Origin of the sequence: Parasphingopyxis sp. CP4, assembly GCF_013378055.1 — a bacterium.
In the GTDB taxonomy this organism is placed as follows: domain Bacteria; phylum Pseudomonadota; class Alphaproteobacteria; order Sphingomonadales; family Sphingomonadaceae; genus Parasphingopyxis.
This window is the reverse complement of record NZ_CP051130.1, coordinates 2,381,783-2,405,653: the sequence shown is the minus strand read 5'-3', so window position 1 is coordinate 2,405,653 and position 23,871 is coordinate 2,381,783. Positions and strand designations below refer to the sequence as shown.

29 protein-coding genes and 1 riboswitch are annotated in these 23,871 nt (G+C 59.5%); of the genes, 17 read left to right on the top strand and 12 right to left on the bottom strand.

The window, feature by feature from the left end:
• Window positions 1–272 precede the first annotated feature (272 nt).
• Window positions 273–2,312: a S9 family peptidase gene (locus tag HFP51_RS11775; RefSeq protein ID WP_255454656.1), complete on the bottom strand. Its 2,040-nt coding sequence runs from the start codon at window positions 2,310–2,312 to the stop codon at window positions 273–275.
• Between the two features lie 189 nt (window positions 2,313–2,501).
• Between HFP51_RS11775 and HFP51_RS11770 the strand changes: the two genes are divergently transcribed.
• From HFP51_RS11770 to HFP51_RS11735, 8 genes are all read left to right on the top strand, one after another.
• On the top strand, window positions 2,502–3,080 hold the full coding sequence (locus HFP51_RS11770) for a PadR family transcriptional regulator (protein ID WP_176875919.1): 579 nt from the start codon (window positions 2,502–2,504) through the stop codon (window positions 3,078–3,080).
• Window positions 3,077–3,580, top strand: a complete 504-nt coding sequence (locus HFP51_RS11765; RefSeq protein ID WP_176875918.1) for a hypothetical protein — start codon at window positions 3,077–3,079, stop codon at window positions 3,578–3,580. The genes HFP51_RS11770 and HFP51_RS11765 overlap by 4 nt, the downstream gene beginning before the upstream one ends.
• The gene (locus HFP51_RS11760) at window positions 3,577–4,440 is read left to right on the top strand and encodes a metal-dependent hydrolase (RefSeq protein ID WP_176875917.1); all 864 of its coding nucleotides are present in this window, start codon (window positions 3,577–3,579) and stop codon (window positions 4,438–4,440) included. The genes HFP51_RS11765 and HFP51_RS11760 overlap by 4 nt, the downstream gene beginning before the upstream one ends.
• A 73-nt stretch (window positions 4,441–4,513) precedes the next feature.
• Window positions 4,514–5,017: a DUF2569 family protein gene (locus tag HFP51_RS11755; RefSeq protein ID WP_176875916.1), complete on the top strand. Its 504-nt coding sequence runs from the start codon at window positions 4,514–4,516 to the stop codon at window positions 5,015–5,017.
• A gap of 37 nt (window positions 5,018–5,054) precedes the next feature.
• A riboswitch (TPP riboswitch) is annotated at window positions 5,055–5,160 on the top strand.
• A 50-nt stretch (window positions 5,161–5,210) separates the two neighbouring features.
• Window positions 5,211–5,606, top strand: coding sequence for a DUF2065 domain-containing protein (locus tag HFP51_RS11750; protein WP_176875915.1), 396 nt, complete (start codon window positions 5,211–5,213; stop codon window positions 5,604–5,606).
• A 60-nt stretch (window positions 5,607–5,666) separates the two neighbouring features.
• On the top strand, window positions 5,667–7,544 hold the full coding sequence (gene thiC, locus HFP51_RS11745; protein ID WP_176875914.1) for a phosphomethylpyrimidine synthase ThiC: 1,878 nt from the start codon (window positions 5,667–5,669) through the stop codon (window positions 7,542–7,544).
• On the top strand, window positions 7,541–7,942 hold the full coding sequence (locus tag HFP51_RS11740; protein WP_176875913.1) for a nuclear transport factor 2 family protein: 402 nt from the start codon (window positions 7,541–7,543) through the stop codon (window positions 7,940–7,942). The genes thiC and HFP51_RS11740 overlap by 4 nt, the downstream gene beginning before the upstream one ends.
• Window positions 7,943–8,273: 331 nt before the next feature.
• Complete coding sequence (locus HFP51_RS11735; protein WP_176875912.1) at window positions 8,274–8,732, top strand: PaaI family thioesterase; 459 nt, start codon at window positions 8,274–8,276, stop codon at window positions 8,730–8,732.
• 171 nt (window positions 8,733–8,903) lie between these two features.
• Here HFP51_RS11735 and HFP51_RS11730 read toward each other — a convergent pair whose 3' ends face one another.
• Window positions 8,904–9,464 carry a T4SS efffector SepA family protein gene (locus tag HFP51_RS11730; protein ID WP_176875911.1) on the bottom strand — a complete coding sequence of 187 codons (561 nt, stop codon included), beginning with the start codon at window positions 9,462–9,464 and terminating at the stop codon, window positions 8,904–8,906.
• A gap of 194 nt (window positions 9,465–9,658) precedes the next feature.
• Between HFP51_RS11730 and HFP51_RS11725 the strand changes: the two genes are divergently transcribed.
• On the top strand, window positions 9,659–10,033 hold the full coding sequence (locus HFP51_RS11725; RefSeq protein WP_176875910.1) for a DUF2834 domain-containing protein: 375 nt from the start codon (window positions 9,659–9,661) through the stop codon (window positions 10,031–10,033).
• Between the two features lie 2 nt (window positions 10,034–10,035).
• Entirely contained in the window at window positions 10,036–10,275 is a 240-nt protein-coding gene (locus tag HFP51_RS11720; RefSeq protein ID WP_176875909.1) for a hypothetical protein, read from the top strand.
• A 4-nt stretch (window positions 10,276–10,279) separates the two neighbouring features.
• Here HFP51_RS11720 and HFP51_RS11715 read toward each other — a convergent pair whose 3' ends face one another.
• The 6 genes from HFP51_RS11715 to HFP51_RS11690 all read right to left on the bottom strand — a co-directional run bounded on the left by HFP51_RS11715 (window position 10,280) and on the right by HFP51_RS11690 (window position 14,341).
• Window positions 10,280–10,468 (bottom strand): hypothetical protein, encoded by a 189-nt coding sequence (locus tag HFP51_RS11715; protein ID WP_176875908.1) that lies wholly within the window; start codon window positions 10,466–10,468, stop codon window positions 10,280–10,282.
• 116 nt (window positions 10,469–10,584) lie between these two features.
• Window positions 10,585–11,340, bottom strand: coding sequence for a sulfite exporter TauE/SafE family protein (locus HFP51_RS11710; protein ID WP_255454655.1), 756 nt, complete (start codon window positions 11,338–11,340; stop codon window positions 10,585–10,587).
• A gap of 117 nt (window positions 11,341–11,457) precedes the next feature.
• Complete coding sequence (locus HFP51_RS11705) at window positions 11,458–11,862, bottom strand: globin domain-containing protein (protein WP_176875906.1); 405 nt, start codon at window positions 11,860–11,862, stop codon at window positions 11,458–11,460.
• A 3-nt stretch (window positions 11,863–11,865) separates the two neighbouring features.
• A complete protein-coding gene (locus HFP51_RS11700; protein WP_176875905.1) occupies window positions 11,866–12,303 on the bottom strand; it encodes a GFA family protein in 438 nt (145 codons plus the stop codon).
• Window positions 12,304–12,412: 109 nt separating this feature from the next.
• Window positions 12,413–12,838 (bottom strand): hypothetical protein, encoded by a 426-nt coding sequence (locus HFP51_RS11695; RefSeq protein WP_176875904.1) that lies wholly within the window; start codon window positions 12,836–12,838, stop codon window positions 12,413–12,415.
• 36 nt (window positions 12,839–12,874) lie between these two features.
• Entirely contained in the window at window positions 12,875–14,341 is a 1,467-nt protein-coding gene (locus tag HFP51_RS11690) for a S41 family peptidase (RefSeq protein ID WP_255454654.1), read from the bottom strand.
• A gap of 204 nt (window positions 14,342–14,545) precedes the next feature.
• On the opposite strand from HFP51_RS11690, the gene HFP51_RS11685 reads away from it, so the two are divergent.
• Together HFP51_RS11685 and HFP51_RS11680 are read left to right on the top strand one after the other, a co-directional pair.
• Window positions 14,546–15,844, top strand: a complete 1,299-nt coding sequence (locus tag HFP51_RS11685; RefSeq protein WP_176875903.1) for an O-acetylhomoserine aminocarboxypropyltransferase/cysteine synthase family protein — start codon at window positions 14,546–14,548, stop codon at window positions 15,842–15,844.
• A 4-nt stretch (window positions 15,845–15,848) separates the two neighbouring features.
• Window positions 15,849–16,334 carry a DUF2505 domain-containing protein gene (locus HFP51_RS11680; RefSeq protein ID WP_176875902.1) on the top strand — a complete coding sequence of 162 codons (486 nt, stop codon included), beginning with the start codon at window positions 15,849–15,851 and terminating at the stop codon, window positions 16,332–16,334.
• A 6-nt stretch (window positions 16,335–16,340) separates the two neighbouring features.
• Here the strand turns inward: HFP51_RS11680 and HFP51_RS11675 are convergent, their stop codons facing one another.
• Complete coding sequence (locus HFP51_RS11675; protein ID WP_176875901.1) at window positions 16,341–16,931, bottom strand: lysophospholipid acyltransferase family protein; 591 nt, start codon at window positions 16,929–16,931, stop codon at window positions 16,341–16,343.
• Window positions 16,932–17,072: 141 nt separating this feature from the next.
• Between HFP51_RS11675 and HFP51_RS11670 the strand changes: the two genes are divergently transcribed.
• The 3 genes from HFP51_RS11670 (at window position 17,073) to HFP51_RS11660 (ending at window position 19,848) form a co-directional block, all read left to right on the top strand.
• Window positions 17,073–18,140 (top strand): hypothetical protein, encoded by a 1,068-nt coding sequence (locus tag HFP51_RS11670; RefSeq protein WP_176875900.1) that lies wholly within the window; start codon window positions 17,073–17,075, stop codon window positions 18,138–18,140.
• 68 nt (window positions 18,141–18,208) lie between these two features.
• Window positions 18,209–18,541: a hypothetical protein gene (locus HFP51_RS11665; protein WP_176875899.1), complete on the top strand. Its 333-nt coding sequence runs from the start codon at window positions 18,209–18,211 to the stop codon at window positions 18,539–18,541.
• Window positions 18,538–19,848: an NAD(P)/FAD-dependent oxidoreductase gene (locus tag HFP51_RS11660; RefSeq protein WP_176875898.1), complete on the top strand. Its 1,311-nt coding sequence runs from the start codon at window positions 18,538–18,540 to the stop codon at window positions 19,846–19,848. The genes HFP51_RS11665 and HFP51_RS11660 overlap by 4 nt, the downstream gene beginning before the upstream one ends.
• 165 nt (window positions 19,849–20,013) lie before the next feature.
• Here HFP51_RS11660 and ung read toward each other — a convergent pair whose 3' ends face one another.
• On the bottom strand, window positions 20,014–20,715 hold the full coding sequence (gene ung, locus HFP51_RS11655; RefSeq protein ID WP_176875897.1) for a uracil-DNA glycosylase: 702 nt from the start codon (window positions 20,713–20,715) through the stop codon (window positions 20,014–20,016).
• 254 nt (window positions 20,716–20,969) lie between these two features.
• On the opposite strand from ung, the gene HFP51_RS11650 reads away from it, so the two are divergent.
• Window positions 20,970–21,386 carry a GFA family protein gene (locus HFP51_RS11650; protein WP_176875896.1) on the top strand — a complete coding sequence of 139 codons (417 nt, stop codon included), beginning with the start codon at window positions 20,970–20,972 and terminating at the stop codon, window positions 21,384–21,386.
• A 137-nt stretch (window positions 21,387–21,523) separates the two neighbouring features.
• Here the strand turns inward: HFP51_RS11650 and HFP51_RS11645 are convergent, their stop codons facing one another.
• Window positions 21,524–21,706, bottom strand: coding sequence for a PspC domain-containing protein (locus tag HFP51_RS11645; RefSeq protein WP_176875895.1), 183 nt, complete (start codon window positions 21,704–21,706; stop codon window positions 21,524–21,526).
• A 541-nt stretch (window positions 21,707–22,247) separates the two neighbouring features.
• On the bottom strand, window positions 22,248–22,883 hold the full coding sequence (locus HFP51_RS11640; protein ID WP_255454653.1) for a hypothetical protein: 636 nt from the start codon (window positions 22,881–22,883) through the stop codon (window positions 22,248–22,250).
• A 179-nt stretch (window positions 22,884–23,062) separates the two neighbouring features.
• Between HFP51_RS11640 and HFP51_RS11635 the strand changes: the two genes are divergently transcribed.
• A complete protein-coding gene (locus HFP51_RS11635; RefSeq protein WP_176875894.1) occupies window positions 23,063–23,869 on the top strand; it encodes a DUF72 domain-containing protein in 807 nt (268 codons plus the stop codon).
• Window positions 23,870–23,871 lie beyond the last annotated feature (2 nt).

Below are 23,871 nucleotides of genomic sequence, written 5' to 3'. Positions count from 1 at the left end.
TGCCTCCGTATGCCCGCGGGTCCGATCTCAGCAGATCGATCCGCAGCAGAGCATTAGACACGCAGCGCCCCCCCTCACAGGCGAATTGGTAAAGCGGTCTGATCGCTGCGCAGGATATTAAGTTACACCGAAAAGGCAATGGGTTAGCGCAGGGCAAAGATTCCGTGCCGAAACGGGACCGAACTGTGCATAGCAATCGCCCCGCCGAACCGGAGTTCAGCAGGGCGAACTGTGATCCGAAGCTATTGCCGGGCTGGCCCTATTCGCTGGCCCTATTCGCTGGCGTCACCGCCGATCATGCCGTCAGGCAGTTCGATCCGCGGTTCAGGCGGTTCGCCGCCTGGACCGGTGAGATAGTGACCCATCCAGCGCATCAGGCGGATATTGTAATCATAGCGCGCCGCAGCGTTGCGGTTGCCATGGCCTTCGCCCGGATAGAGCACGAGGCGCACGGGCACATCGGTGCGAATGTTGAGCGCGTTATAGAGCTCATAGCTTTGCCCCGGATCGACCCGGGTATCTTCCTCGCCGTGGAGGATCAGGGTTGGCGTTTGCGATTGGCCGGCATGGAAGATCGGGCTGACTTCAAGCATCGCCTGCCAATCATCCCAGGGCCAGGCGCGTGCATGGACGAGGTACATTTCCTGCGGGATATCGCCGGTGCCGAATTTCGAAATCTGGTTTGAAATCCCGACAAACATGACGCTGGCGGCAAAATGCTCGGTCAGCGCGGTCGCGCCCCAGGCAGACGCATAGCCGCCATAGGAACCGCCAGTGATGCCGACCCGTTCAAGATCGACCAGGCCTTCTGCACCCAGCGCCTGGATGCCGTCGACGAGATCGTTGAATTCACCGCCCGCATAATCGCTCTGGTGGAGCTTGGAAAAGTCAGTCCCATAGGCGGTGCTGCCGCGATAATTGGGGTAGAAGACGGCATAGCCGCTCCCCGCACCGACCTGGCCGGCCATCGAGTAGCGCGTCAGCCAGCCATTGGAATAATGGGCTTCGGGCCCGCCATGGACGGTGAGGATGGTCGGCGCTCCACCGTTCGGCGCGCCGCCAACGGGTTCGATGACAATGCCTTCGACGGTCAGCCCGTCGCGCGCCTGATAGGTCATGGTGCGCTGGGCCCCCATATCGATATCGGCGAGCCAGGGATTGAGCGTGGTCCAGCGCGCGAAGCTGGTCCCGTTGAGCAGGAACAACTCATTGGGATGGCTCGGCGCATCGCCAACCGCCGCCAGTCGATCGCCCGCCGCATCAAGGCGCCGCAGGATCACGGCACCCGGATCGACGGCAGCGGTGACAGCGCCGCTTGCATCATAGAAACGCAGCTCGCTTTGCGCGCCGACATGGACCACGGCGGCCAACCGGCCATCGGCCATCCATTCAGTATCGACAATCGCTTCGGCCGCGCCGGCATTGACCGCGCTGTAGCTGCCGGTCGCCGCATCGACGAGATGCAGCGTGGTTGCTGCGGGATCATGCTGATCGATCCCAGCAATCAGCGAAAGCTGACTCCCATCAGGCGAAATCTCATAATCGCCGATCTTGCCCGGTGTTTCGACGGTCGCGCGGATCGCCCCATCATCGGCGTCGACGATCACCACACGTTGGCGCGTATAGCTATCATCGACCAATGTTGTCGGGGACCAGCGCAAGGCGAGCCAGTCATCGTCTGGCGAGACCCTGAGCTGGGTGACATGGCCGTCCACTGCGATCTCACGCGGATCAGCTTCGGAACCGATCGTAACCGCGAAGATCCGGTTGAAGCGCTGCTCTTCCTGATAGATGACCGCGTTGAAACCCGCAGCACTTTCCGCTGCGCGCTGAGCGTCGGTTTCGGCGGCAGCAATCGCATAGACGCTGCGCGAATCCGGCGCCCATTCATAGCTGCGGATATTCGCCCCATCGATCTCGGCGAGCAGGCGGTGGCCACCACCAGCAACGGGAATGCCGTAGAGTGCGGTGTGGGAATCGTCATCGCCATCATCGTTCCAGAGAAAGCTGACCATCCGACCATCAGGCGAAAAGCGAATGCCGCTCACATCCATGCCATCAGGCAGGAATTCCTGCGCGCTATTTGCGGCGCTTACCACATGAAGGCTGGTATCGGTCGTGCCGTTATCATCGCCTGCGATGATATCAGGGAGCTGGTTGCGGCCAAAAGCGATACGCGCGCCATCTGATGACACGGCAAAGGCGCCGACATCGGCGATGCGGCTCACATCTTCGGGCGTCATCGGTCTGGCGAGCGCGGGCGTGGTCGCCAATGCGGCGACGCTGGCGATAAGAGCGATCGATGGTTTCAAGGGACTGTCTCCTGTTAGATTCCGCTATGATCCGGGCTTGTGCCGATCCTATTGGCATCCGTCACATCTAAAATCCATGGCCCGGAGATTTGCTGCGCCTATCGCGGCGTTCGTGCAGCATAGAGACGTCCGCTTGACTATATTCAACTTGTGTCATATTACTCCCTCATTGTCATATGAGAGAATGCTATGTCGCTACAATATGCGATCCTGATCGCACTGACCGAGGGGCCACGCTCCGGCTATGATATCGCCAAGTTGTTCGATCAAAGCGTCGGCTTTTTCTGGCGCGCGCGCCATTCCCAAATCTATCGGGAACTCGGCAAGCTAAAGGACAAAGCTTGGGCGGTTGCCAAGGAGATCGTCCAGTCCGACAAGCCCAACCGGATCGAGTTTAGCATCACCGAGGCGGGGCGCGAGGCGCTGATGCAATGGTCGCGACAACCTACCGAGCCGCAGGAGTTGAAGGATGATTTCCTGGTCCAGCTCTATGGGATCGAAGCGATCGACCTGGATGCACTGCGCGCCAACCTCCTTGCCCGGCAGGAACGCCATCGCGATCTCCACGCCCAGTATCAAGCGAAGTATAAGCTACTCGAAAATAGCGATATACTCGGCGATATCGGCCGCCGACTCGCGCTTGAAGTGGCGCTGATCTACGAACGCGAATGGGGCGATTGGTGCACCCGCGCGCTCGACCAGCTGAGCCCCGAAGCGCTCGGCTCGCAGAACAATGTCATTCCGATTGAACAGGAGAAACGCGCATGACGCTCACCGAAAAACGTAGGGGACTGCTCGTGTTCAATGGCATCGGGCTGCTGGTCTCGTCGGTATTTGCCGGCTGGTTCTATTTCTTCTTCCTGCTCGGCGCGATCGATCTCTGGCCCTTTTTCACCGACATCCCGGTTGATATCCCCAGCGATCGTCGCGCATGGAACATGGCGCATCTCGAAGGGATCACCAATGGCACGATGCTGATCGCGATTGGCGCGGCGGGCGGCTATATCCGGCTTGGTGAACGGGCCCAGGCCTGGCTCTTCTGGGCGGCGCTTGCCTTTGGCTGGCTTTTCACTTTACCCGCGATCGCCAATGCGATGTTCGGCACGCGCGGGCTGGAATTTGGTGGCGGGCCTTTTGCGGGCGATGTCACGATCAACAATATCATCTTCCTCGCCGGTTGGCCGGCAATGCTGGGCGTCCATATCGCCTTTGCCTTGCTGGTATGGGGCGCTTGGCAGCATCACCGTCACCGGGAGCAAAGCGCATGACCGCCACGTCCGAAATCCTTGTCCGCCGTATCCCCTTTTCCTTCGACGAGGACATCGATCCGGTCTGGCATTCCGAACGACCCGAATGGAGCCACATGACCAATGGTGCTTCGCTTGCGATGCCTTATCTCGAACCGTTCTTGATCAAGACGGTGCGCGAAGCCTTGCAGCATGTCTCCGACCCCGATCTCAAAGCCGATGTGCAGGGCTTTATCGGGCAGGAAGGCGCGCATTACCAAAATCATCGGCGCTATAACGAGATCCTGAAGCGCACCTATCCCGAGCTTGCCGAAGCGGAAGACGAGATGGATGCGGACTATAAGCGCTTCCAGACTTACAGCCTCAAATGGCGGCTCGCTTACACGGCAGGTTTCGAGACGATGACGATGGGTATCACCGAATGGCTGATCCGCCAGCGCAGCGATCTGTTTGCCGGAGCGGACCGGTCCGTCTCCTCGCTCGTCCTGTGGCATATGGTGGAAGAAACCGAACATAAGAATGTCGCCTATGATCTCTACCAAGATCTCTATGGCGATTATTGGGGCAAGGCCTGGGGCCTGATCCGCGGCTCCTTTCACGTCGCCTGGTGCAGCCGCAAAGGCTATAAGCGCATGCTGAAACGCGATGGCCGCTGGCGCAGCATCCGCAGTCGGTTGCGGCTCTATCGCATGGTCGCGCGTTTTTTCTTTCATGCCTCGCCCGCCATGCTGCGCTCATTGATGCCCGGCTATCACCCGGCCAAGGTGCGCGATCCGCAATGGGTGGAACGCTGGGCCAGCGCTTATGCCGATCTCCCCGAAGGCCGCATCCCGCTGCTCGACACATCCGACCCGGAAATCCCGGCCCGCTTCGCGGCATAGCAAGCATCGCTTCTCATATTACCTTGATTTAAAAGAGGTTTTGTTGAATCCTTCTCTTCAAGGAGAGCGGGCGGTGCGTCAGGATCTATATGGCTTTGGTGGCTGGTTGATAGTTTTCGTCATTTTTGGGTGTGGATTTCCGCTGCTCATCGACATGACGAGAGTGTATTCCGCGCTCATCGGGGGCGCAGCCGAGATGGGCCGTCAATACATCTCAAACTGGACATTCTTCTCGATATCGCTCCTAACATTCTTGGTCTGCGAGTTCATAGTGTTGACCACGGTCGCCTATCGGCTTGCCAAGAAATATCGGCCTTCAACAATCCTCCTGACCCGCATAACAATCTTGATGACTGCTTTTGTGTTCCCGTTCGGCGTAACCAGTATAACGAGTTCCTTTTTGGGATATTCTCCGTTCGAAACAGTTTCGATGATACTTGCCGACGGGCCAAGAGCTCTTGTGCAGTCGATCATATGGGCCACGATCTGGACTCTCTATTTCGCGACATCAAAGCGCGTTAAAGTTACCTATCTCAACCAGCCTGAAGATCATGAGGTCGATGATGTTTTCGCCTGAGGTCCGATAGACAGGCGAAGCGCGATCCGGTACATGATGACCATCCCCGGGGAGCCTTAGGCTGAGAGGTGCGGTGCAAATCCGTACGACCCGCAGAACCTGATCCAGTTCACGCTGGCGGAGGGAGGGAGCGGCCAGGCCGATCGATACACGCCCCCCGCACTCTCCTTACGAGATGGAAAGGAGTTGTGTCATGACGGCTATCGGAAATCTCACCGGCGCCCTCGCCATTGCCATCGGTCTCTACGCCGCAGCAGCAGGCCTCGGCATGCTGACGGCGCCCGACCGGTTTCGCCAGATGATCGCCAATGCGGAAAACTCACCCGCGCTCAATTTCGCGATCGGCATCCTTGTCTTCAGCGTCGGCACCGCGATCGCCCTCACCCATCCCATGGGCGAAGGCTGGCTCTCGATCCTTGTCACCATCACTGGCTGGGGCATGGCCATCGAAGGCCTGTTGTTCCTCGCCGCACCGCAAATCATCTGGTCAATCGCCCGGCCCATGGCCAGCCTTGGCGGTCGCATCGGCGGCACGATCGCAACCCTGGCTGGCGCGGCCTTTGTCTGGGCCGGCTATTGTCACCTCTGATCCTCCATCTCCTGACCCAAATCCCCAAGCGACTGTTCGCGTAGAAAGGCTTACTCTTCCATGGCAGACATCCCCGCCCGCACTGAAATCGGCGTTACAACCGGGCCCATTCGCGGCTCGAAGAAAATCCATGTCGCCGCCCAGACAGGCTCCGGCGTTCGCGTCGCGATGCGCGAGATCCATCTTGAGGAAGGCGAGGATCCGGTCCGCGTCTATGACACCTCCGGGCCGTACACCGATCCCGAGGCGCATATCGATATCATGGCCGGCCTTCCCGCAGTGCGGCGGGACTGGATCATGGCCCGCGACGATGTGGAGAGCTATGACGCGCGCGAAACGAAACCGGAAGATAATGGCCAGCTCGGCCCGGATCGGTCTGGCGGTGTCGATCCCTTCCCCAATGTGATCAAGCGCCCGCTGCGCGCCAAGTCCGGCGCCAATGTCACCCAGATGCATTATGCCCGCAAAGGCATCATCACGCCGGAGATGGAATATGTCGCCGAGCGCGAAAATCTCGGCCGGGCGTTCAATGCCGAGCAGGCCCGCACGAAACTCGGCGAGGGTGAAAGCTTTGGCGCATCGCTCCCCGAATATGTGACTCCCGAATTTGTGCGCGACGAGATCGCCCGCGGCCGCGCGATCATCCCGAACAATATCAACCACCCGGAATCCGAACCGATGGCAATCGGCCGCAACTTCCTCGTCAAGGTCAACGCCAATATCGGCAACTCGGCCGTCGCGTCCGATGTCGCGGCCGAGGTCGACAAGATGGTCTGGTCGATCCGCTGGGGCGCGGACACGGTGATGGACCTTTCCACCGGCCGCAACATCCATGACACGCGCGAGTGGATCATCCGCAACGCGCCGGTGCCGATCGGCACCGTGCCGATCTACCAGGCGCTCGAAAAAGTTGGCGGCGTGGCCGAAGACCTGACCTGGGAGATTTTCTCCGACACGCTGATCGAACAGGCCGAGCAGGGCGTCGACTATTTCACCATCCATGCCGGCGTCCGCCTCCCCTATGTCCCGATGGCCGCCAAGCGGATGACGGGGATCGTTTCGCGCGGCGGATCGATCATGGCGAAATGGTGCCTCGCCCATCACCAGGAGAGTTTCCTCTATGAGAAATTCCCCGAGATCTGCGAGATCATGAAGGCCTATGACATTGCCTTCTCACTCGGCGATGGCCTCCGCCCCGGCTCGATTTACGACGCGAACGACGAAGCCCAGTTTGCCGAGCTCTACACGCTGGGCGAGCTCACCAAGATCGCCTGGGAAGAAGATGTCCAGGTGATGATCGAGGGCCCCGGCCATGTGCCGATGCACAAGATCAAGGAGAATATGGAAAAGCAGCTCGAAGCGTGCGGCGAAGCGCCCTTCTATACGCTCGGCCCGCTCACGACGGACATCGCGCCCGGCTATGACCATATCACCAGCGGCATCGGTGCCGCCCAGATCGGTTGGTATGGCACGGCGATGCTTTGCTATGTCACACCCAAAGAGCATCTGGGCCTCCCTGATCGCGACGATGTGAAAGTCGGCGTGGTCACTTACAAGCTCGCCGCCCATGCGGCCGATCTCGCCAAGGGCCATCCGGCGGCGCAAGTCCGCGATGATGCGCTCTCCAAGGCGCGCTTCGAATTCCGCTGGCGCGACCAGTTCAACCTCTCGCTCGATCCCGACACGGCCGAGGATTTCCACGACCAGACACTGCCGGCAGAGGGCGCAAAGACCGCGCATTTCTGCTCCATGTGCGGCCCGAAATTCTGCAGCATGAAGATCTCACAAGAGGTACGCGAGTTCGCCGCGAACAATCCCAATGGCGTGCTCGATTCCACCGAACCGGATGCCGAAGCGGCCGAGGCGGGCATGGCCGAGATGAGCGAGAAATATCGCGATGGCGGCGATCTCTACGTCCCGGTGGATGAGAAGGGATGAGCGATAGCGCCGACAACAAGGCCCTGATGACCAAGGCCTTTGACGGGCTGGCCAAGGGCGATCCCTCCCATTTCATGCCGCTCTTTTCAGACGATATCGAGTGGCAGGTCATGGGCAGTTCGGCCTGGTCGAAACATGCGAAAGGGCTGGAGGCTGTCGAGCGCGATCTGGTCGGGCCGCTCTTCGCGCGCTTTGCCGGGCCGTATCTGACCATTCCCGAGCTGATCCTGGCGGATGGCGACCGGGTCGTGGTGCTGGCCAGGGGCGATGCCGAAACCGTCGATGGCAAACGCTATGACAATGATTATTGCTTCATCTTCACCCTGCGGGACGGGAAGATTGTCGGCGTGCGCGAATATATGGACACGATATTGGCCGACGCGGCCCTTGGCACCTGACACAGGAGAGACAGCCCCTGTCACCGCAGTGCCCCCGCCTGCCGTGCTCCGGCCTGCGCCGCAGCACAAAGCTCTATTCGTCACCCTGAACTCGTTTCAGGGTCCACCGTCCCACACGCATTGTCTGCACATTTGGATGGGTGGATGCTGAAACAAGTTCAGCATGACGGCGTTTCTTGATGGCGCAATGGCGCCGCCAAAACACCGCCTACCCTGAGCTTGTCGAAGGGCTGTTCTGTTCTTCATCCGTCTAGGAAGAAAAGCACAAGGCTTCGACAGGCTCAGCCCAAACGGATAGGATCGGACGACCACAAGCGAGAGGAGCCCGCCCATGGAGACCCAGGCAGATACCGTCCAGACCCAAGGCTATCGCGTGCCCTTTGTCGAGCGCACGGGGATGCGGACGCTGGAGCATGAACGCGGCTATGCGAAGCTGCTGATGCCGCTTGAGGGCAATGCCAACCATGTGAATGTCATGTATCTCGGCGCCTTCTGCGTCCTCGCCGAGGCCGCCGCCGCCAATCCCGGCATCTCGATCCTCGACACGAAACGCTTCTTCCCGATCGTCAAAGACATCGCCGTCGATTTCCACAGACCAGCCACCAGCGACGTCACCGCCGAATACCGCCTGAGCGACGCCGAGCTGGATGCCCTGCTGGAGAGCCTGGAGACCAACGGCCGCGCAACCTATGTGGCGCAAGTCCCGATGCAGGACGCAGACGGGGTTGTCGTCGCGACGGGCACGGTGACGATCAAGCTGCTAAGCCATGGGTGGAGTGGGGGTGGGTAGCGGTAGACTTGGCGGCGCAATGAGTTGATCAATGGAACACTAAGTGCGATGCAGACAAAGCTTGGACTGCTGGGAATTCGGATTATGGACATCCAATCCCAGCAGTCCTGCGGATGCCAGCAACGCTGGCAAATTCGCCCCTTGTGGAAGGGGGCGAACCCTAATCTCAGATTACACGTCTAATTCTTCTGTGAAAAATGCTCCCCGAATGCCTGGCATTTGGGCGCTGGGGGTATTCTGCCAGTGGAAGTGGACCTCAACGTCTATTCCGAGGCCCGATGCAATTTGGTAGGCCTGCCGCCAAGCGCCGTTTGCATCTTGTCCTTGAACTGAAATATCAACCTCCTGGAGATATTTGAATCCGCTATCCTCTCGCTTACCAGTTTGACTATTAACTGTGATCAAATCGAGAATATCGGCGCGACTTGCCCCTCTTCTCCATGCCTCAAGAATCACCTCCAATAAGACCGAGTTCCAATAGCATTTGGATATCGGAAGTGCCTTTCCGGCAACCTTGGCACTAATAATTCCCGTAAATTTTAGATCTGGCGGTGATCTAGGTTCGAACATTTGTTCGATCACGGATTTATTTTCGCGCTTTCCAGTATTGGAACCGTCCTCGAGTGCATCGAGCGCGCGCTCAATCACTGAAACCGTCGTATCGACCAACGGAATTGCCTGTTTTTGCAATCTCGCGAACAAATCATTGGGGATTTCGATTAAATGGGACATCTCAATTCCTAACCATCACTCCACCACAGCAGTAACACTTAGCGGAAGCCCTGTCAACCCTATAGGGTCTATACTGTCTGTAGAGCCTATACGCCTAGGCGTGTTCGGGGGCAATTTCTCATCGGGACGGGTTAGGCTTATGCAACCCCTAGAAGCACGTTCATTCCATCGTCCAAAAACCCAAGGCCCCCACCATGACTGACCCCCTTTTCCGCACCATCGTCGCCCTCGCCGGGCTCGTCTTCCTCACCGTCTTCGTCACCATCGTAATCCCGCCGCTGATTGCAGAGCCGGATATTATCGGGGCGTTTGGGGCCGGGTTCGTTAATCCCTATGCGAGCGGTTATTCGAGTGATGTGTTGGCGTGCTGGGTGATCCTGGCGGCGTGGATCCTCTATGAGCGCGCGTCGATGGGGATCCGGCATGGCGGGTGGTGCATTGCGCTGGGCATCATTCCGGGCGTCGCTGTGGGCTTTGCGCTGGGCATCATTCCGGGCGTCGCTGTGGGCTTTGCGCTCTATCTGCTATTGCGGCAGCGACAGCTGGCAAAGGCAGAAAGCGGAGACTGACCATGGCAGAATTAGCATATGAAGCGGCTTTGGAAGCGGCGCGGGCGGAGCTCGACGCGGCGCGCCGATTGTTGCAGCAGGAAATCGCCGACTATCCGACGCCGATCTCGGGCTGCGATGCGCAATATGTGCGGCTGATGAGCGATCGCACGCGGATCCTCAATTGCCTGCACGAGCTGGACGACCAGCCCTTCGTGGCCACACCGCGGATATTGGAGCCGGCGGCTGCGGCTAAGGCGTAAACCGCTAGCCCTGGATATAGTCATGCACGCGGCGCAGGCCGATCGCCTCGAGAAAATCGCTGCCATCGCCATTATTGACGATCAAAAGGTCGCTGCCGCTCGTATCGCGCACAACGACATTGCCGGCCTGTACAGTGCCAGCGGTAAGGCCAAGCGTAAGGGCCAGGGCGATAGTGGTGATCTGCTTTTTCATCGAAACTCTCCTGTTGGCCTAAAGGCCGGTTGATCTGTTGGAGAGCGTAATGCGCGATACCGGCCCGTTCGACAGTGATCCGGATCACGGCTTTGGACGATCGGTGGATCTCCTGCCTAACCCCCGGTCACCCCGTCCCAGATCAGCTTGAGGCCGAGCAGCACCATCAGGATATAGACAAGCGTGTAGAAGCGCTCGGGGTTGATGCGGCGGACGAGCCAGACGCCGAACAGGGTGCTGGCGATCGCCAGCGGCATCAGGATGGCGGATGCGGTGAGGTTTTCGGTCGTGAATTCGCCAAGCGCGGCATAGGCGGGGACTTTCATCCAGTTGATCGTCGCGAACAGGATCGATCCGGTGCCAATGAACATGAGGTGCGGCATTTTTTGCGGGGTCAGCCACATCTGCATCGGCGGGCCGCCGGCATGAGCGATCTGGCTGGTGAAACCGGTGACCACGCCAAACAGGCTGCCGACCCAGCCCGGTGATTTGGCAGGCGCTGCGATCCGCCCGCCGCGCTCCAACCAGAGCCGGTACAGCCCAAACCCCAGGGTGATGACGCCAAGCGCGCCGGTGACCGCCGCCATGGAAAGGCTGGCAGCAAAGGCATAGCCGCAGATCACGCCGACCAGTGCGCCGGGCAGCATCCAGCCGACCGCCCAGCGGCTCCAGCTTTTGCGGAAGCTCCATACGCTCACCGCATCCTGGACGATCAGGATCGGCAACAGGATCGCGGCGGCCTGGGTCGGCGCAACGGCGAGAGCGAAGAGCGGCGTCGCCAAGGCGCCGAGCCCGGCAAAACCGCCCTTGGCCAGGCCGACGATGAAGACGGCAAGACAGGCCAGCGCAATGGTGAATGGGTCATAGGGCATTGCGTTCGGCATAGCGGCGCAGGGCGAAGTGGCAAGCAAGGTCGCGATGGAGCGCGCAATGCTGCAGGCTATGCTGCACTAAAATGCTGCGCACAATTTTTGTGCAGCATCGGCCGCTCAGGCGTCGATCATGGCTTTCATCCGCGCGGCCTGGGCTTGCCATGCGGGCTTGCTAATGGCCGCAGCCTCGTCGCCACCGGCTTCGGCAAGCGTATCGATCGTCATGTCGATCCAGTCATGCCAGTGCGCTTCGCTGATCGTGCCGAAATTGCGGTGGAGGTCGACAAAATTGATGATCGTGGTGTCGACCCACCAGGCTTCGTCGGCAAGGCCGACCAGCGCTTCAAGCGTTTCATTGACCATGCGACCGGCTGCCGCTTCGAGATTGGGGAACAGCTCCCGGGTTTCCGGATGGCGCGCAAAGAAGCGATCAAAAACAAGCGGCACGATATCGATCTCGCGCTCCCCCGCCGCTTCGAGCAGCGCCATCATGGCATCGCTATCGGATGCGAGCTCAGTCATTCCTCATTCCGACTGGCCCTGCATCATGGCGAACAACTCCGCACCGGTCAGCTTCTGGGCATCGCCAGCAAAGCTATAGAAATCGGGCTTTTCGTCGATGAACACTTCCATCTTCAGCGCCATCTCATCCTCCGGCTCGAACAGGCCGACCGAGACGATGTGATAATCGGTTTCCTTCAGCCGATAGAAGAGATTGGTTCCGCATTGCGCACAAAAAGCGCGCTCGGCCCAATCGGATGACTGGTAGCGTGTGATGTGCTCATCGCCCTCGATCACGACATCCGTGCCGCAGTCCAGATCCATGAACGGTCCGCTGCCCCAGCGGCGACACATGGTGCAATGGCAGCTGCCAACCCCATGGCCGTCCGCCTTGGCCGTGATCTTCACCGCGCCGCACAGGCATTGGCCGCTGCGTTCGATCTTCTCTGCTGTGTCGGTCATTCGCCTCGCCTCCAAATCTGGTTCTTGCGCCCGTATCGCGCGCTGACGGGAGGCGGGTCAACTGACAAGGCTTGCCAACCATGCAATCCATGTTGCGCAGCAATTATGTCTAGCTCGGAACGCGGCTCAATCCAATTTCCAGGGTGCGATGGTCACCCGAATCGATGATCCGCACAGTGCTGTCTTCCCAACCATTACCGTTGAAAAAAACGAGATCCTGTTCGACCAGTTCCGGCGTCTGACGCACTTCAAAACCCTGTACTGTCAGGTCTTCGGCATATTGCTCATACAGGCCTTCCAGCGGTGTCGCCGTGCGCCCGCGCAACATATAGGTGGATGCACCGAATTGCCGATCACTTTCGGCAATGAAATCGTCCGGCACCGGGAAATCCTCAGGCAACCAATCGGGCATTGGGATCGATTCAGCGCTTTGCGCATCGCTATCGGCATCCACTGACTCACCGGCCTCGCCGCCGCCACAGGCCGCAAGGGTCAGGGCAATGGGTGCAATCACAAGAAATGGACGAATGGTCATTGTGTCAGCTCCTCGAACGAATTTGGTCGGGCCGGATCAAAAGATGCCGGGCGAATTGATCTGCGCGGCAGTCGGTCGACTGGGCATCAGCAAGGTGCGCTGTGCTGTTGGCTGCGCGGCCAGTGGCGATGTCACCGATGCAGAAGAGCTTTGCGCTGTCGGCGTGTTTTGCGCCGCAATCGCTCCGCCGCCAGGCGCGCCGGCAATTGCTTGGCACGACCGACCTGCAAGGAAATCAAGTGCCCGGGCAACCGAGTTTTCGCGCGGATCGCCAAGCGGGAAACTGACATCGTCTCCCGCAGCACAGCTTACATCGACGCTATTGGCCAGACCCGAAAAATAGTCAGCATTTCCCGCCGAGTTTTCAGTAGCGAATGCGACCACCCGCAGTCGATCGTCACATTGGTCGCGATCCAGTCCGACCTGGCCCACTGGCTTTCCGAACGTGTCGCTACCGATCAACGCAAGATCCGAACCGAGGAAGGGAATGAAGGCGTTGATCACCAACTCACTGGCCGAGGCCGTCGATCCGGTGCCGATAAAGGCGATCCGGGTCGGCGCCACGGATTGTGTTTTTACTTCGAAGCGTTTCACCGAATTGAACTGCGATTTGCTCGCCCGATAGGTCAGTCGCGAGAACACATCGCTCATGCGGCTTTGCGCAAGCAGGTCGCCGAACAGTTCCGCCGTGCTAACCAGGCCGCCCCCATTATAGCGAAAATCGATAATGAACTCGGTTATTCCCCGCGCCTTGAAATCATTAAATGCGGCTTCCAGCGCAGGATCGGCGGTTTCAATGAAGGTTCGCAGATTCAGATAACCGACTTCCCGACCACCATCGGCGATCACCTGGGCACCATAGCGCGAAGAAACCGGCTCAAGATCATAATCGGCTTTGGTGATCGAAACATTGCGCGTCCCGTTGGCAGCATCCTCAACACGCAACGTTCGCTGGATACCGGCCGAGGATGGGCCGAGTGCATCGGTGATTGCCGACGGCCCGCCAGCGGCCACGATTTCGCTTATCGTGCGCAGGTCGCTCGCGCTTGTCCCAATGGCGAGGATTTCTGTTCCGCGGTCGACTCCCGCGGCCAGGGCAGGTGCACCTTCAAAGGCCTCCGATATAAACAATCGTTGGCCGGCATCGTCATAGGAGATCCGTATCCCAAAGCCGGCATTGGAACCGCTCTGGAAGAAGGCATTTTCCTCGGTGATCGACGTGATGAAGGTGAAGAAGCGATCGCGGCCCTGGCTGCGGGCGGTCGCCGTCAGACTGTCGATATAATCGCGCACCGTCGCAAACCCGGATGGATCGCGATTGGCTGGAAGGGTTTCCGGGAACAGATACCATTCGTCGATCTGAGCTTCTGCCCATTGTTGTCGATCAAGCGTGGAACATGCTGCATTTGCCGGCGGCGGCGGAGGTGGAGTCCCGGCGGTTGGCGGCGTTCCACCGGCATTATTGCCGCCACTCTCGCCGCCACATGCAGTTAGGAGGGCCAATACACTTAATGCGGCTCCGAATTTTCCCGGTCTGTAAATCACTCGCCCCTGTTTTTTGTTCCGCGATCTGGCCGCTTAGGTTTTTCAGTTTGAACCTGAGATGTCTAACAGGCAAGATGCTGATTCAAGCAGAAATTGAAATTGTCGGGTGGCGATGCTCTGCGCGTGCGCTAAGGCGCGAATCGCAAAGACAGGAGACAATCGATGGCGGAAAAGACCTTGCACCCAGAAACGCTGGCCCTTCACGCAGGCTGGCGTGCAGATCCGGGCACCGGATCGGTGGCACCGCCCATCTTCCAAACGACTAGCTATCAGTTTGAAAGCACGGACCATGCCGCCAACTTGTTCGCGTTGAGCGAGCTTGGAAATATCTACACGCGAATTGGCAACCCGACGATTGCGATCCTGGAAGACCGGATGGCAGCCATTGAGGGCGGCGCAGCCGCGCTCGCGGTAGCATCCGGCCAGGCAGCATCAGCCTATGCCGTGCAAAATCTTGCTCGGTCAGGTGACAATATCGTCAGTGGCACGGACCTTTATGGTGGCACCTATAATCTCTTCGCCAATACGCTGAAGGATCTTGGCATTGAAACACGCTTTGTCGATCCGGCCGACCCGCGGGCCTTTGTTGATGCAAGTGATGACAAGACCCGCGCCTGGTATGTCGAAACCTTGCCGAACCCCAAATTGGTCGTCGCGCCGATGGCTGATATCGCGGCTGCTGGGCGTCCAATGGGCATACCGCTGATTGTCGACAATACGGCCGCGCCATTGATCGCGCGACCATTCGATCATGGCGCTGCGATCATCGTCTATTCGACGACGAAATATATTGGCGGCCATGGCACATCGATCGGCGGGCTGATTGTTGATGGTGGCAATTTCGACTGGGCCGCCCATCCCGAACGCCAGCCAATGTTGAACACCGCAGACCCCAGCTATCATGGCGCGGTCTGGACCGAGGCCGCGGCGCCGCTTGGTCCAATTGCCTATATCCTGCGTGCGCGAACGGTTTTGCTGCGCGACCTGGGTGCAGCAATGTCTCCCATGAATGCGTTCCAGTTTCTCCAGGGCCTGGAGACGCTTGCTCTGCGCATGCCCAAACATTGCGACAACACGCAAAAGGTGGCCGATTGGTTAGGTGCGCGCGATGGCGTGTCCCGCGTGATCCATCCCTCGCGCCTCACAGGCGAGCAAAAGGCGCGCGCCGAGGCGGTGCTGACCGGCGGATTGGGCGGCCTATTGGGCTTTGAGCTTGAAGGCGGTGTTGAGGCTGGCAAGGCATTTATCGACGCGCTGCAATTGCTCTACCATGTCGCCAATATCGGCGATGCGCGCAGCCTGGCCATCCATCCGGCCTCGACCACCCATAGCCAGCTATCCGCCGAAGAGCAGATCGCAACCGGCGTATCTCCGGGCTATGTGCGACTTTCGATCGGCTTGGAGCATATCGACGATATCATTGCAGATATTGACCAGGCACTCACCGCGGCACAGGGGTAATCGCATGGGAAAGAAAAGCAGCCACAGCCATGATTTCTCGCAGAGTGTAGACGCTGTCTATGCGGGTTTCACCGATGCCGATATTGTTCGGGCCAAACTCGAAGCGCTCGGTTCGCGCGATATCGAAATCGAGATTGCGAAGGAAGATGGCGTTACGACAGTGACCATCGATCGCACTGTGCCGGTGAATGTCTCCGGATCAATGAAGGCGATGGTCGGCGATAGCCAGAAAGTGCGCCAGACCGAGCGCTGGGAAGGCGAAGCCGGAGGGCCCTATTCAGCGACCGTCGACATTGAGCCGGTCGGCGTTCCAGCCAGCATGCATGGCGAAACCACCCTCAGCGCCGATGGCGATGGGTGCGCATGCGTGGCGACGATGGAGGCCCGCTGCACCATCCCATTGATGGGCGGCAAGGTCGAAAAGATGATGATAGGCGATTCCGATACCAAGATAGCCCAGGAGTTCGCCTATATTGCGCAGCATTGCTGAGCCGGCTTAGTCGGAGCCAGGCCCGCGCTTGCCAAGAATGTCGCGGTAAAAGGCAAAGGCCGGTTCCATATCCGCATCATAATCACCGGTTGGGGTAATGATCGGTCCCACGCCTGCGCGCCTGCGCTCATAGTCCATAAAGCCGCAGACGATTGGGACGCCCGCGCCATGCGCGATGCGGTAAAAGCCGGTGCGCCATCCGGCGACCTTTTGCCGCGTGCCTTCTGGTGCAACGGTCAGCACAAATTCATCGCGCTTCGCAAATTCATCGACCATCTGTTGCACCATATCGCGATTGGCATCGCGCGTTACCGGCACACCGCCGACCTGGCGCATGAATTTGCCGATCGGCCATTTGAACAAAGAATCCTTCGCCATGAAATGCGTGTCGAGCCCCAGCTCATGGGTCAGCCCGACATAGTTGGGGAAATCCCAGTTGCTGGTGTGCGGCACAGCGATGATCACGAAGCGGCGCAGTTCTGGTGGGGTGCCGACAGCCGTGAATTTGTATCGCTTGTATATGAAGAACAGGATGCGGCGTACGAACCGGGCCAGCAGGCCCATCGGCGGTGCGTCAGTTCGGTCCGACCTACTCATCCAATCCGCTCTGCACGATTGGAGAGGTAATGGCTATCGCCTTTCGATATTGCGTGACGCCAGTGTCGAACACAGACCGGGCAGACAGCGGCGGACACAATCGCTACGGTTCCGGCTATTCAGCCTTGGGGGGAGGGGTCAATGCGTCTGATCGCTATGACGCTAGTCGCGCTGATCACTGCGCATTCTGCGCCCGCAAACGCCTATAAGATCCACCCATCGCTCGCGATCCACGAAGCGATGACCGCGCTCGCGGAAAATTGCCTCGAAAGCTATCAGGGCGCCGAGCCTTATGATTGCAGCGGCTATTATCCCGAGCATCTCGAATATTTCGCCAATCTCGATTTCAGCAATCCGGTCTATAACCTGTCCGTCGCATCGCGCTGGTCGGATGATCCGCAACGCATGAACCGCGGCCTTGGCTATCTGCGCTTCGGGCTGGTTTTCATCGGCTGCCGATCGCGCGTCGACAACCATCCCGGCCTCGATGACAGCGGCCTGCTCTGCAACTCGCATTTCGGGCGGCTCCAATTCCTGCACGCGATGGCATCTGTTGGGGGCGAAACCACCGAGCAAACGGCCGCCCTGATGCTGCAATGGACCGGCTTCACCTATGGCCTGGCCAGCGGCGAAATTGATCATCAGCAAAATTACTGCCGCTATTTCGAAGGCCGGGGCGACGCGCTCGCCGCCGCAATGTGGCGCCCGGATTTTCGCTATTGCGGGGACCGGACAGATGGCCCGGCACCCGATCAATGGACGCTCGGCACGCCCTTCCTGCTGCGCTGTGCAAGCCTGGTGAGCCCGTGCCAGGAAACCGTCTGGGATGCGGGGCGCCGGGAGGTCCGCGTTACCGCAATGGGCGCGCTCCTTCACATGGTGCAGGACAGTTTTTCGCAAAGCCATGTCGCGCGCGGCGATCTGACATCGCCGCGATATGAGGCGCGGATCCGCTGCCTGCCAGCCGAGCGTTTCTACAACTTCAACGGCGAGGACGGCCGCGGGCAAGACGGCCATTCGGCGGCGGACCAGCTGCCCCAATACGACACGGAAAGCTGCAACGCCGCCATCCGCACCGTAGATGATCCGATCACCGCCTCGGCGCGCTTGTTATGGATGCTCGACCAGGGCCATTCGTCGGAGCAGGCAGTCGCCTATGTCAGAGCGCATGTCCTCGGCCTGCCCCCATCCAGCGAGACTGCGCGCTAGCAGCGGCGCAATTCGCTCTTTTCGGGTCCGATGAATTCTGCAACGATCCCAGCCAGATTGGAGAGACTATGCGCGAGACCGTCAAACCCGTTCCCGAACCCACGCCCGAGCCCAGCGAGCCGTCAGAGATAGTCGCCAAACGAAGCTATCCGCTTCCGGCCACCATTATCATCTGCCTGGTGCTGCTGCTCGCCTTGTTCGGCGGCCAGGGGCGCGAAGCGGGTGTCACGTCAGACGCGCAAGGCATCGGCTTTGTGGTTGGCTGGGCGCTGGGCGGCGTGATCTTGTGGGGCATCGCCTGGCTGGTGACGATCCGCCATGCCTCGCGCGGCTGGAAATGGGGCAGCTTGGCCATCGTTACTGCGGTTGGCCTGCTCACCGGGCTGGTGCGGCTTATATGACGGTTTCGCCCTCTATCTGCATCATCGGCGCCGGCTGTTCCGGCTTCACCATGGCCAAGCGCTTGAAGGATCATGGCCTTGCCTATGATCAGTTCGAAGCCTCGGACGATATTGGCGGCAATTGGTATTATAAAAATCCCAACGGCATGTCGGCCTGCTATCAGAGCCTCCATATCGACACATCGAAATACCGATTGGCGTTCGAAGATTATCCGGTGCCCGACAATTGGCCCGATTTCCCGCACCATGCCGAGCTGCTTCAATATTTCCACGACTATGTCGATCATTTCGAGCTGCGCGATGCGATCACCTTCAGCACCCGCGTCGAGGAAGCGACCCGGCGCAGCGATGGCGGCTGGGACGTCACCCTCTCGACCGGCGAGACGCGCAGCTATGATGCGCTGATCGTCGCCAATGGCCATCATTGGGATCCCCGCACGCCCGAATATCCGGGCGATTTCCACGGCTATCAGATGCACAGCCATGACTATTGCGATCCGTTTGAGCCGTACGACTTTCGCGGCAAGCGGGTGATGGTGGTCGGCGGCGGCAATTCGGCAATGGATATTGCGAGCGAACTGTCGCAGCGCCCGCTATCGGAAAAACTCTTCGTCTCGATGCGGCGCGGCGTCTGGGTGCTCGGCAAATATGCCAATGGCCAGCCCGCCGACAAGGCGGTGTTGCCGAGCTGGATGCCCGCCAAACTCGGCCGCCGCCTCGCCCAGCGTGCGATCAAGAAACAGCTGGGCAAGATGGAAGATTATGGCCTGCCCAAGCCCGATCACGAACCGCTTGAAGGCCATCCCAGCGTATCGGGCGAATTCCTGACCCGCGTCGGCTGCGGCGATATCAATCCCAAGGGCGCGATCGACCGGCTCGACGGCGATGGCGTGATCTTCGCCGATGGCAGTCGCGAGCAGATCGACGCGATCATCTGGGCGACGGGCTATAATATCAGCTTCCCCTTCCTGACGGACCCGGAGCTGCAACCCGAAAACAACGCCTATCCCCTCTACAAACGCATGGTGAAGCCGGGCTTTGAGAATCTCTTCTTCCTCGGCCTAGCCCAACCGCTGCCGACGTTGGTCAATCTGGCGGAGCAACAGAGCAAGCTGGTCGCGGCAGCACTGGCGGGCAAATATGGCTTCCCGGATGCGGCAGAGATGGAGCGGGTGATTGTGGAAGATGAAGCGATCCATCTTGGTCATTTCTACGAGTCCAAACGCCATACAATTCAGGTCGATTTTGGTACCTATTGCCGGGACCTGACGAAGGAGATTGAGCGGGGCGGTCAGCGGCGAGCGTAATCACAGACTGAGGCCTCACCCCACCCCTAATCCCACCCCATCAAGGGGAGGGGTACGGTACCGCATTACTGAGCCCTCCTCGCCAAGGAGGCGTGTCGCATTACTAAGCCCTCCCCCTTGATGGGGGAGGGTTGGGTGGGGGTGATCGCTCCGCCCAAATCTTCGCTAGGTGGCCTCCGGCAGCGCCCACCCAATCGGTTCCCTGCCCACACTTTCCAAAAACGCGTTCGCCTTGGAAAAATGTCCGCTCCCAAAAAACCCATTATGCGCTGACAGCGGCGATGGATGCGGCGCTTTTAGCACGCAGTGGCGGCCGCCTTGGTCGATGCTTTCGACGAAGGCCGCTTTCTTTTGCGCATAGCTGCCCCAGAGGAGGAACACGACCGGTTCGGATTTGTCGGCCACCAGCCGGATGATCGCATCGGTGAATTGTTCCCAGCCGCGCCCGCGATGCGAGGCGGCCATGCCGGATTCGACGGTGAGCACGCTGTTCAGGAGCAACACGCCCTGGTTCGCCCAACGTTCAAGATGCCCGTGATTGGCGCGTGGGATGCCGAGGTCGGTTTCCAGTTCCTTGTAGATATTGACGAGGCTGGGCGGAGGGCGGACGCCGGGGCGCACGGAAAAGCATAAGCCATGCGCCTGGCCCGGCCCGTGATAGGGATCCTGGCCAAGGATGACGGCGCGGACCTTGGGCAGCGGCGTCGCATCAAGCGCATGGAACCAGAGCGATCCGGCCGGGAAAATGGTTTTGCCCGCCTGGCGCTCGCTGACCAAAAAGGCGCGCAAATCCGCCATATAGGACGCGTCGAACTCCCCCTGGAGCGGCGCTTTCCAGCTTTCATGCAATTTGATCTCGCCAGCCATGGCACAGGGGTATGCGCGGCGGGCCGCAAATTCAAACCGCCCTTCCCCACTGTCATTGTCGACCGGCATTCCCCACCGGCATTCCCCACCGGCATTCCCGCGCAGGCGGGAATCTGTATCCGCACGCGCCGGAGCCCGCTGTTTGCGATTCCCGCCTGCGCGGGAATGACGGCGATTGGGGGCACGCTGTGCGCACGCCCCCTCTTTGTGCCATGATACATCCGAAACCAGTAAATGCATGAGGGAGAACAAGCATGGCGATGACGGGCCAATGCCTGTGCGGGCAATATAGCTATACGGTCGAGGCCGATCCGATGATGACGGCGATCTGCCATTGTAAAAGTTGCCAGCGGCAATCGGGCAGTGCCTTTTCCACCAATGTCGGCGTGCCCGAAGCCGCGATCAAAGCCGATGGTGAGCTCAAGATCTTCGAAGAGACCGCCGATAGCGGCAATCTCGTCTATCGCCATTTTTGCGGGACATGCGGTTCGCCAGTGATTTCCACGCTTTCTGCATCGCCGGGGCTCGCCTTCCTGAAAGCCGGGACGCTCGACGATACCGATGCTATCGCGCCGCAGGTCAATATCTGGTGCAAGAGCGCGCAAAATTGGGTGGCGATGGATGAGGCGCTGCCGCGCTTTGAAGAAAGCCCGGAGATGCCCCAGGGCTAGAATGGCCGTTCGGTCGCAGCTGTCGCTCCAACGAGAAAGGCCTCCCGGTGAGGGGAGGCCTTTTGAAGGGGCGGGCGACCCGAGCGTTTAAGGGGGGCAATGCTCGAGGGTCGCCCATTTCGCAGGGTGCGAAACTCTTAGTTAGCGGCCCAGCCAACCAGCAGGTACGCGAGGATCGCTACCGGGCCGAGTGCGAACAGGGTGAGCGCGAGGAGGCCGACGCGGATCGCCAGCACGTTCCACCCAGTCCATTGGGCGAAACCGGCGCAAACACCCATCAATTTGGCGTTGCTGCGGTCTAAGGCGAATGTCTGCGTCATTATCTGTCTTCTCTTTCTGTCTCTGTCTGTTCGTCTTGAATTGGACTTTAAAAACTGGGGCGCCGTTTAGGCGATCGGCAAAGGACCGACGGCGGCGCTGATGCACATGGCGCTGACAATCAGGGCAGCGACTGCGGAAAATGCGGCGTTCTGGATCGAGGTGGTCATTAGTTTATCTTTCCTGTGAGTTTGGTTTTTGGGAGGTTGGTCTCCCCGTGCTGTTAGGCAACGGGAAGAACCGGACCGACTGCGGCGCTGATGCATACTGCGCTAACGATAAGGGCAGCGACTGCTGAGAAAGCGGCGCTCTGAAGGTTGTTGAAATTGATCGACATGGTTTTGCTCCTGTTAGTCCCCGGTGGATCATTCCGCCGGTTCCCCCCATACTAAGCATGAGCCGTGCCAGTTTTTGATTTTGGCTGTTTTTCAGGCTTTTAGCCCAAAACACGCCCATCGCGACACATTGTTGCGCGCAAAGAGTTGGGGTTTTTCACCAACCAATGGTGTGAAAATTGCCAAATATCCGATCGATTGGGAAAATTTACTCGTCACCCCAGGCCGGTGGCGGGGTCTCAACGGGCGTGCCAAGATCGAATTCAACCCGGAAGAAGCGGTTATTATCCTCCGCGGAGCGCCGCAGTTCATAGGCAAAGCTGCTGTCATCCACCTCGACCGCCCAGACATTGATGACCGATACATCCAGCCCTTCGCGCTCAAATAGCGCAATCGATTCCGCGTCGACCGGGAATTCCTGGCGCGTCGCTGTGCCCGGCTCGGCTGTTTCGCCGCCATATTGGGTGATCACATCGTCGCTGCCATCTTCATGCCGGTGGTCATGTTTCAAGAGAATACCCGTGCCGGTATCGGTGATGACCCATGTGCGCGAGCGATCTTCGCCGACATGAAAGGGGATGCGGATGCGATCGGGCGCGCAATCGGCAACATGCATGACGAGTGGCTGCTCGGCGATATCGGCATCGGCTTCGTCGGTCGACACCATCGTGCCGGCAAAGGATTGGCCGCATAATTCCGTCAACCGCTCGATAAAGGCGACCTGCGGATCGGGCTCGGCCTCGATCGGCGTGCCGGACTGGTCTGGGGCAGAGCAAGCGGTTGCGGCAAGGAGGAGCGCCGCAAGCGGCAAAGCGGGACGGATGAGGTTGGGGCGATGGGTCATGCGGTGAGACTAGCGGTCAGACGGGCCCGGCGCCAGTCGATCACTCTATATAGGGCTCGATATAGGGCGGGGCATGCGCCGAAGCGGGAGGATCTGTCTCCCAATCTCCCAAACACCATGGCATAGACCAAGAGGTAATCAGCGCATCGAGAAACGAACAGGCGGAGGCCGGACAGTCTATGGCGAAGAGCGGGATCATTCGGACCGGGATTGGCGGCTGGACGTTCAAGCCGTGGCGCGGGACATTCTATCCCAAGGGCCTGCGCCAGGCCGACGAGCTCCACCATGCCGCCACCCATGTCGGGGCGATCGAGATCAACGGCACCTATTACCGCCTGCAGAAACCCGAAAGCTTCGCCAAGTGGCGCGATGCGGCGCCCGATGGCTTCAAGTTCACGATCAAGGCCTCGCGCTATTGCACCAACCGCAAGGACTTGCGCGACACTGGCGAGAGTATCGAGCGGTTCTGCAATCAGGGGATTGCCGAGCTTGGCGATCGGCTCGGGCCGATATTCTGGCAGTTCATGGCGACCAAGAAATTCGATGCGGACGAGTTTGAAGCCTTTATCGAGATGCTGCCACGCCAATGGGAGGGCGTTGGCCTGCGCCATGCCGTCGATGTCCGGCATGAAAGCTTTATCTGCCCCGAATTTGTCGCGCTGATGCGCAAGCATAATATCGCGATTGTCTGCCCGGACAGCGACAAGTTCCTCCAGATTGCCGACCAGACCGCCGATTTCAGCTATGCGCGCCTGATGCGCTGCCGCGAAGATATCGACACCGGCTATAGCGCCGCGGAACTCGATCATTGGGCGCATGTCGCGCAATCCTGGCATGGCGGCGCGCAACCCGACGGGCTCGACTATGCCTCGGACGCCGCACCGAAGCTTGCGAAAAAACGCGATGTCTTCATGTTTTTCATCAGCGGCGCGAAGGTGCGGGCACCGGCAGCGGCGAGCGCACTCACACAGCGCATTGAGCAATAGGG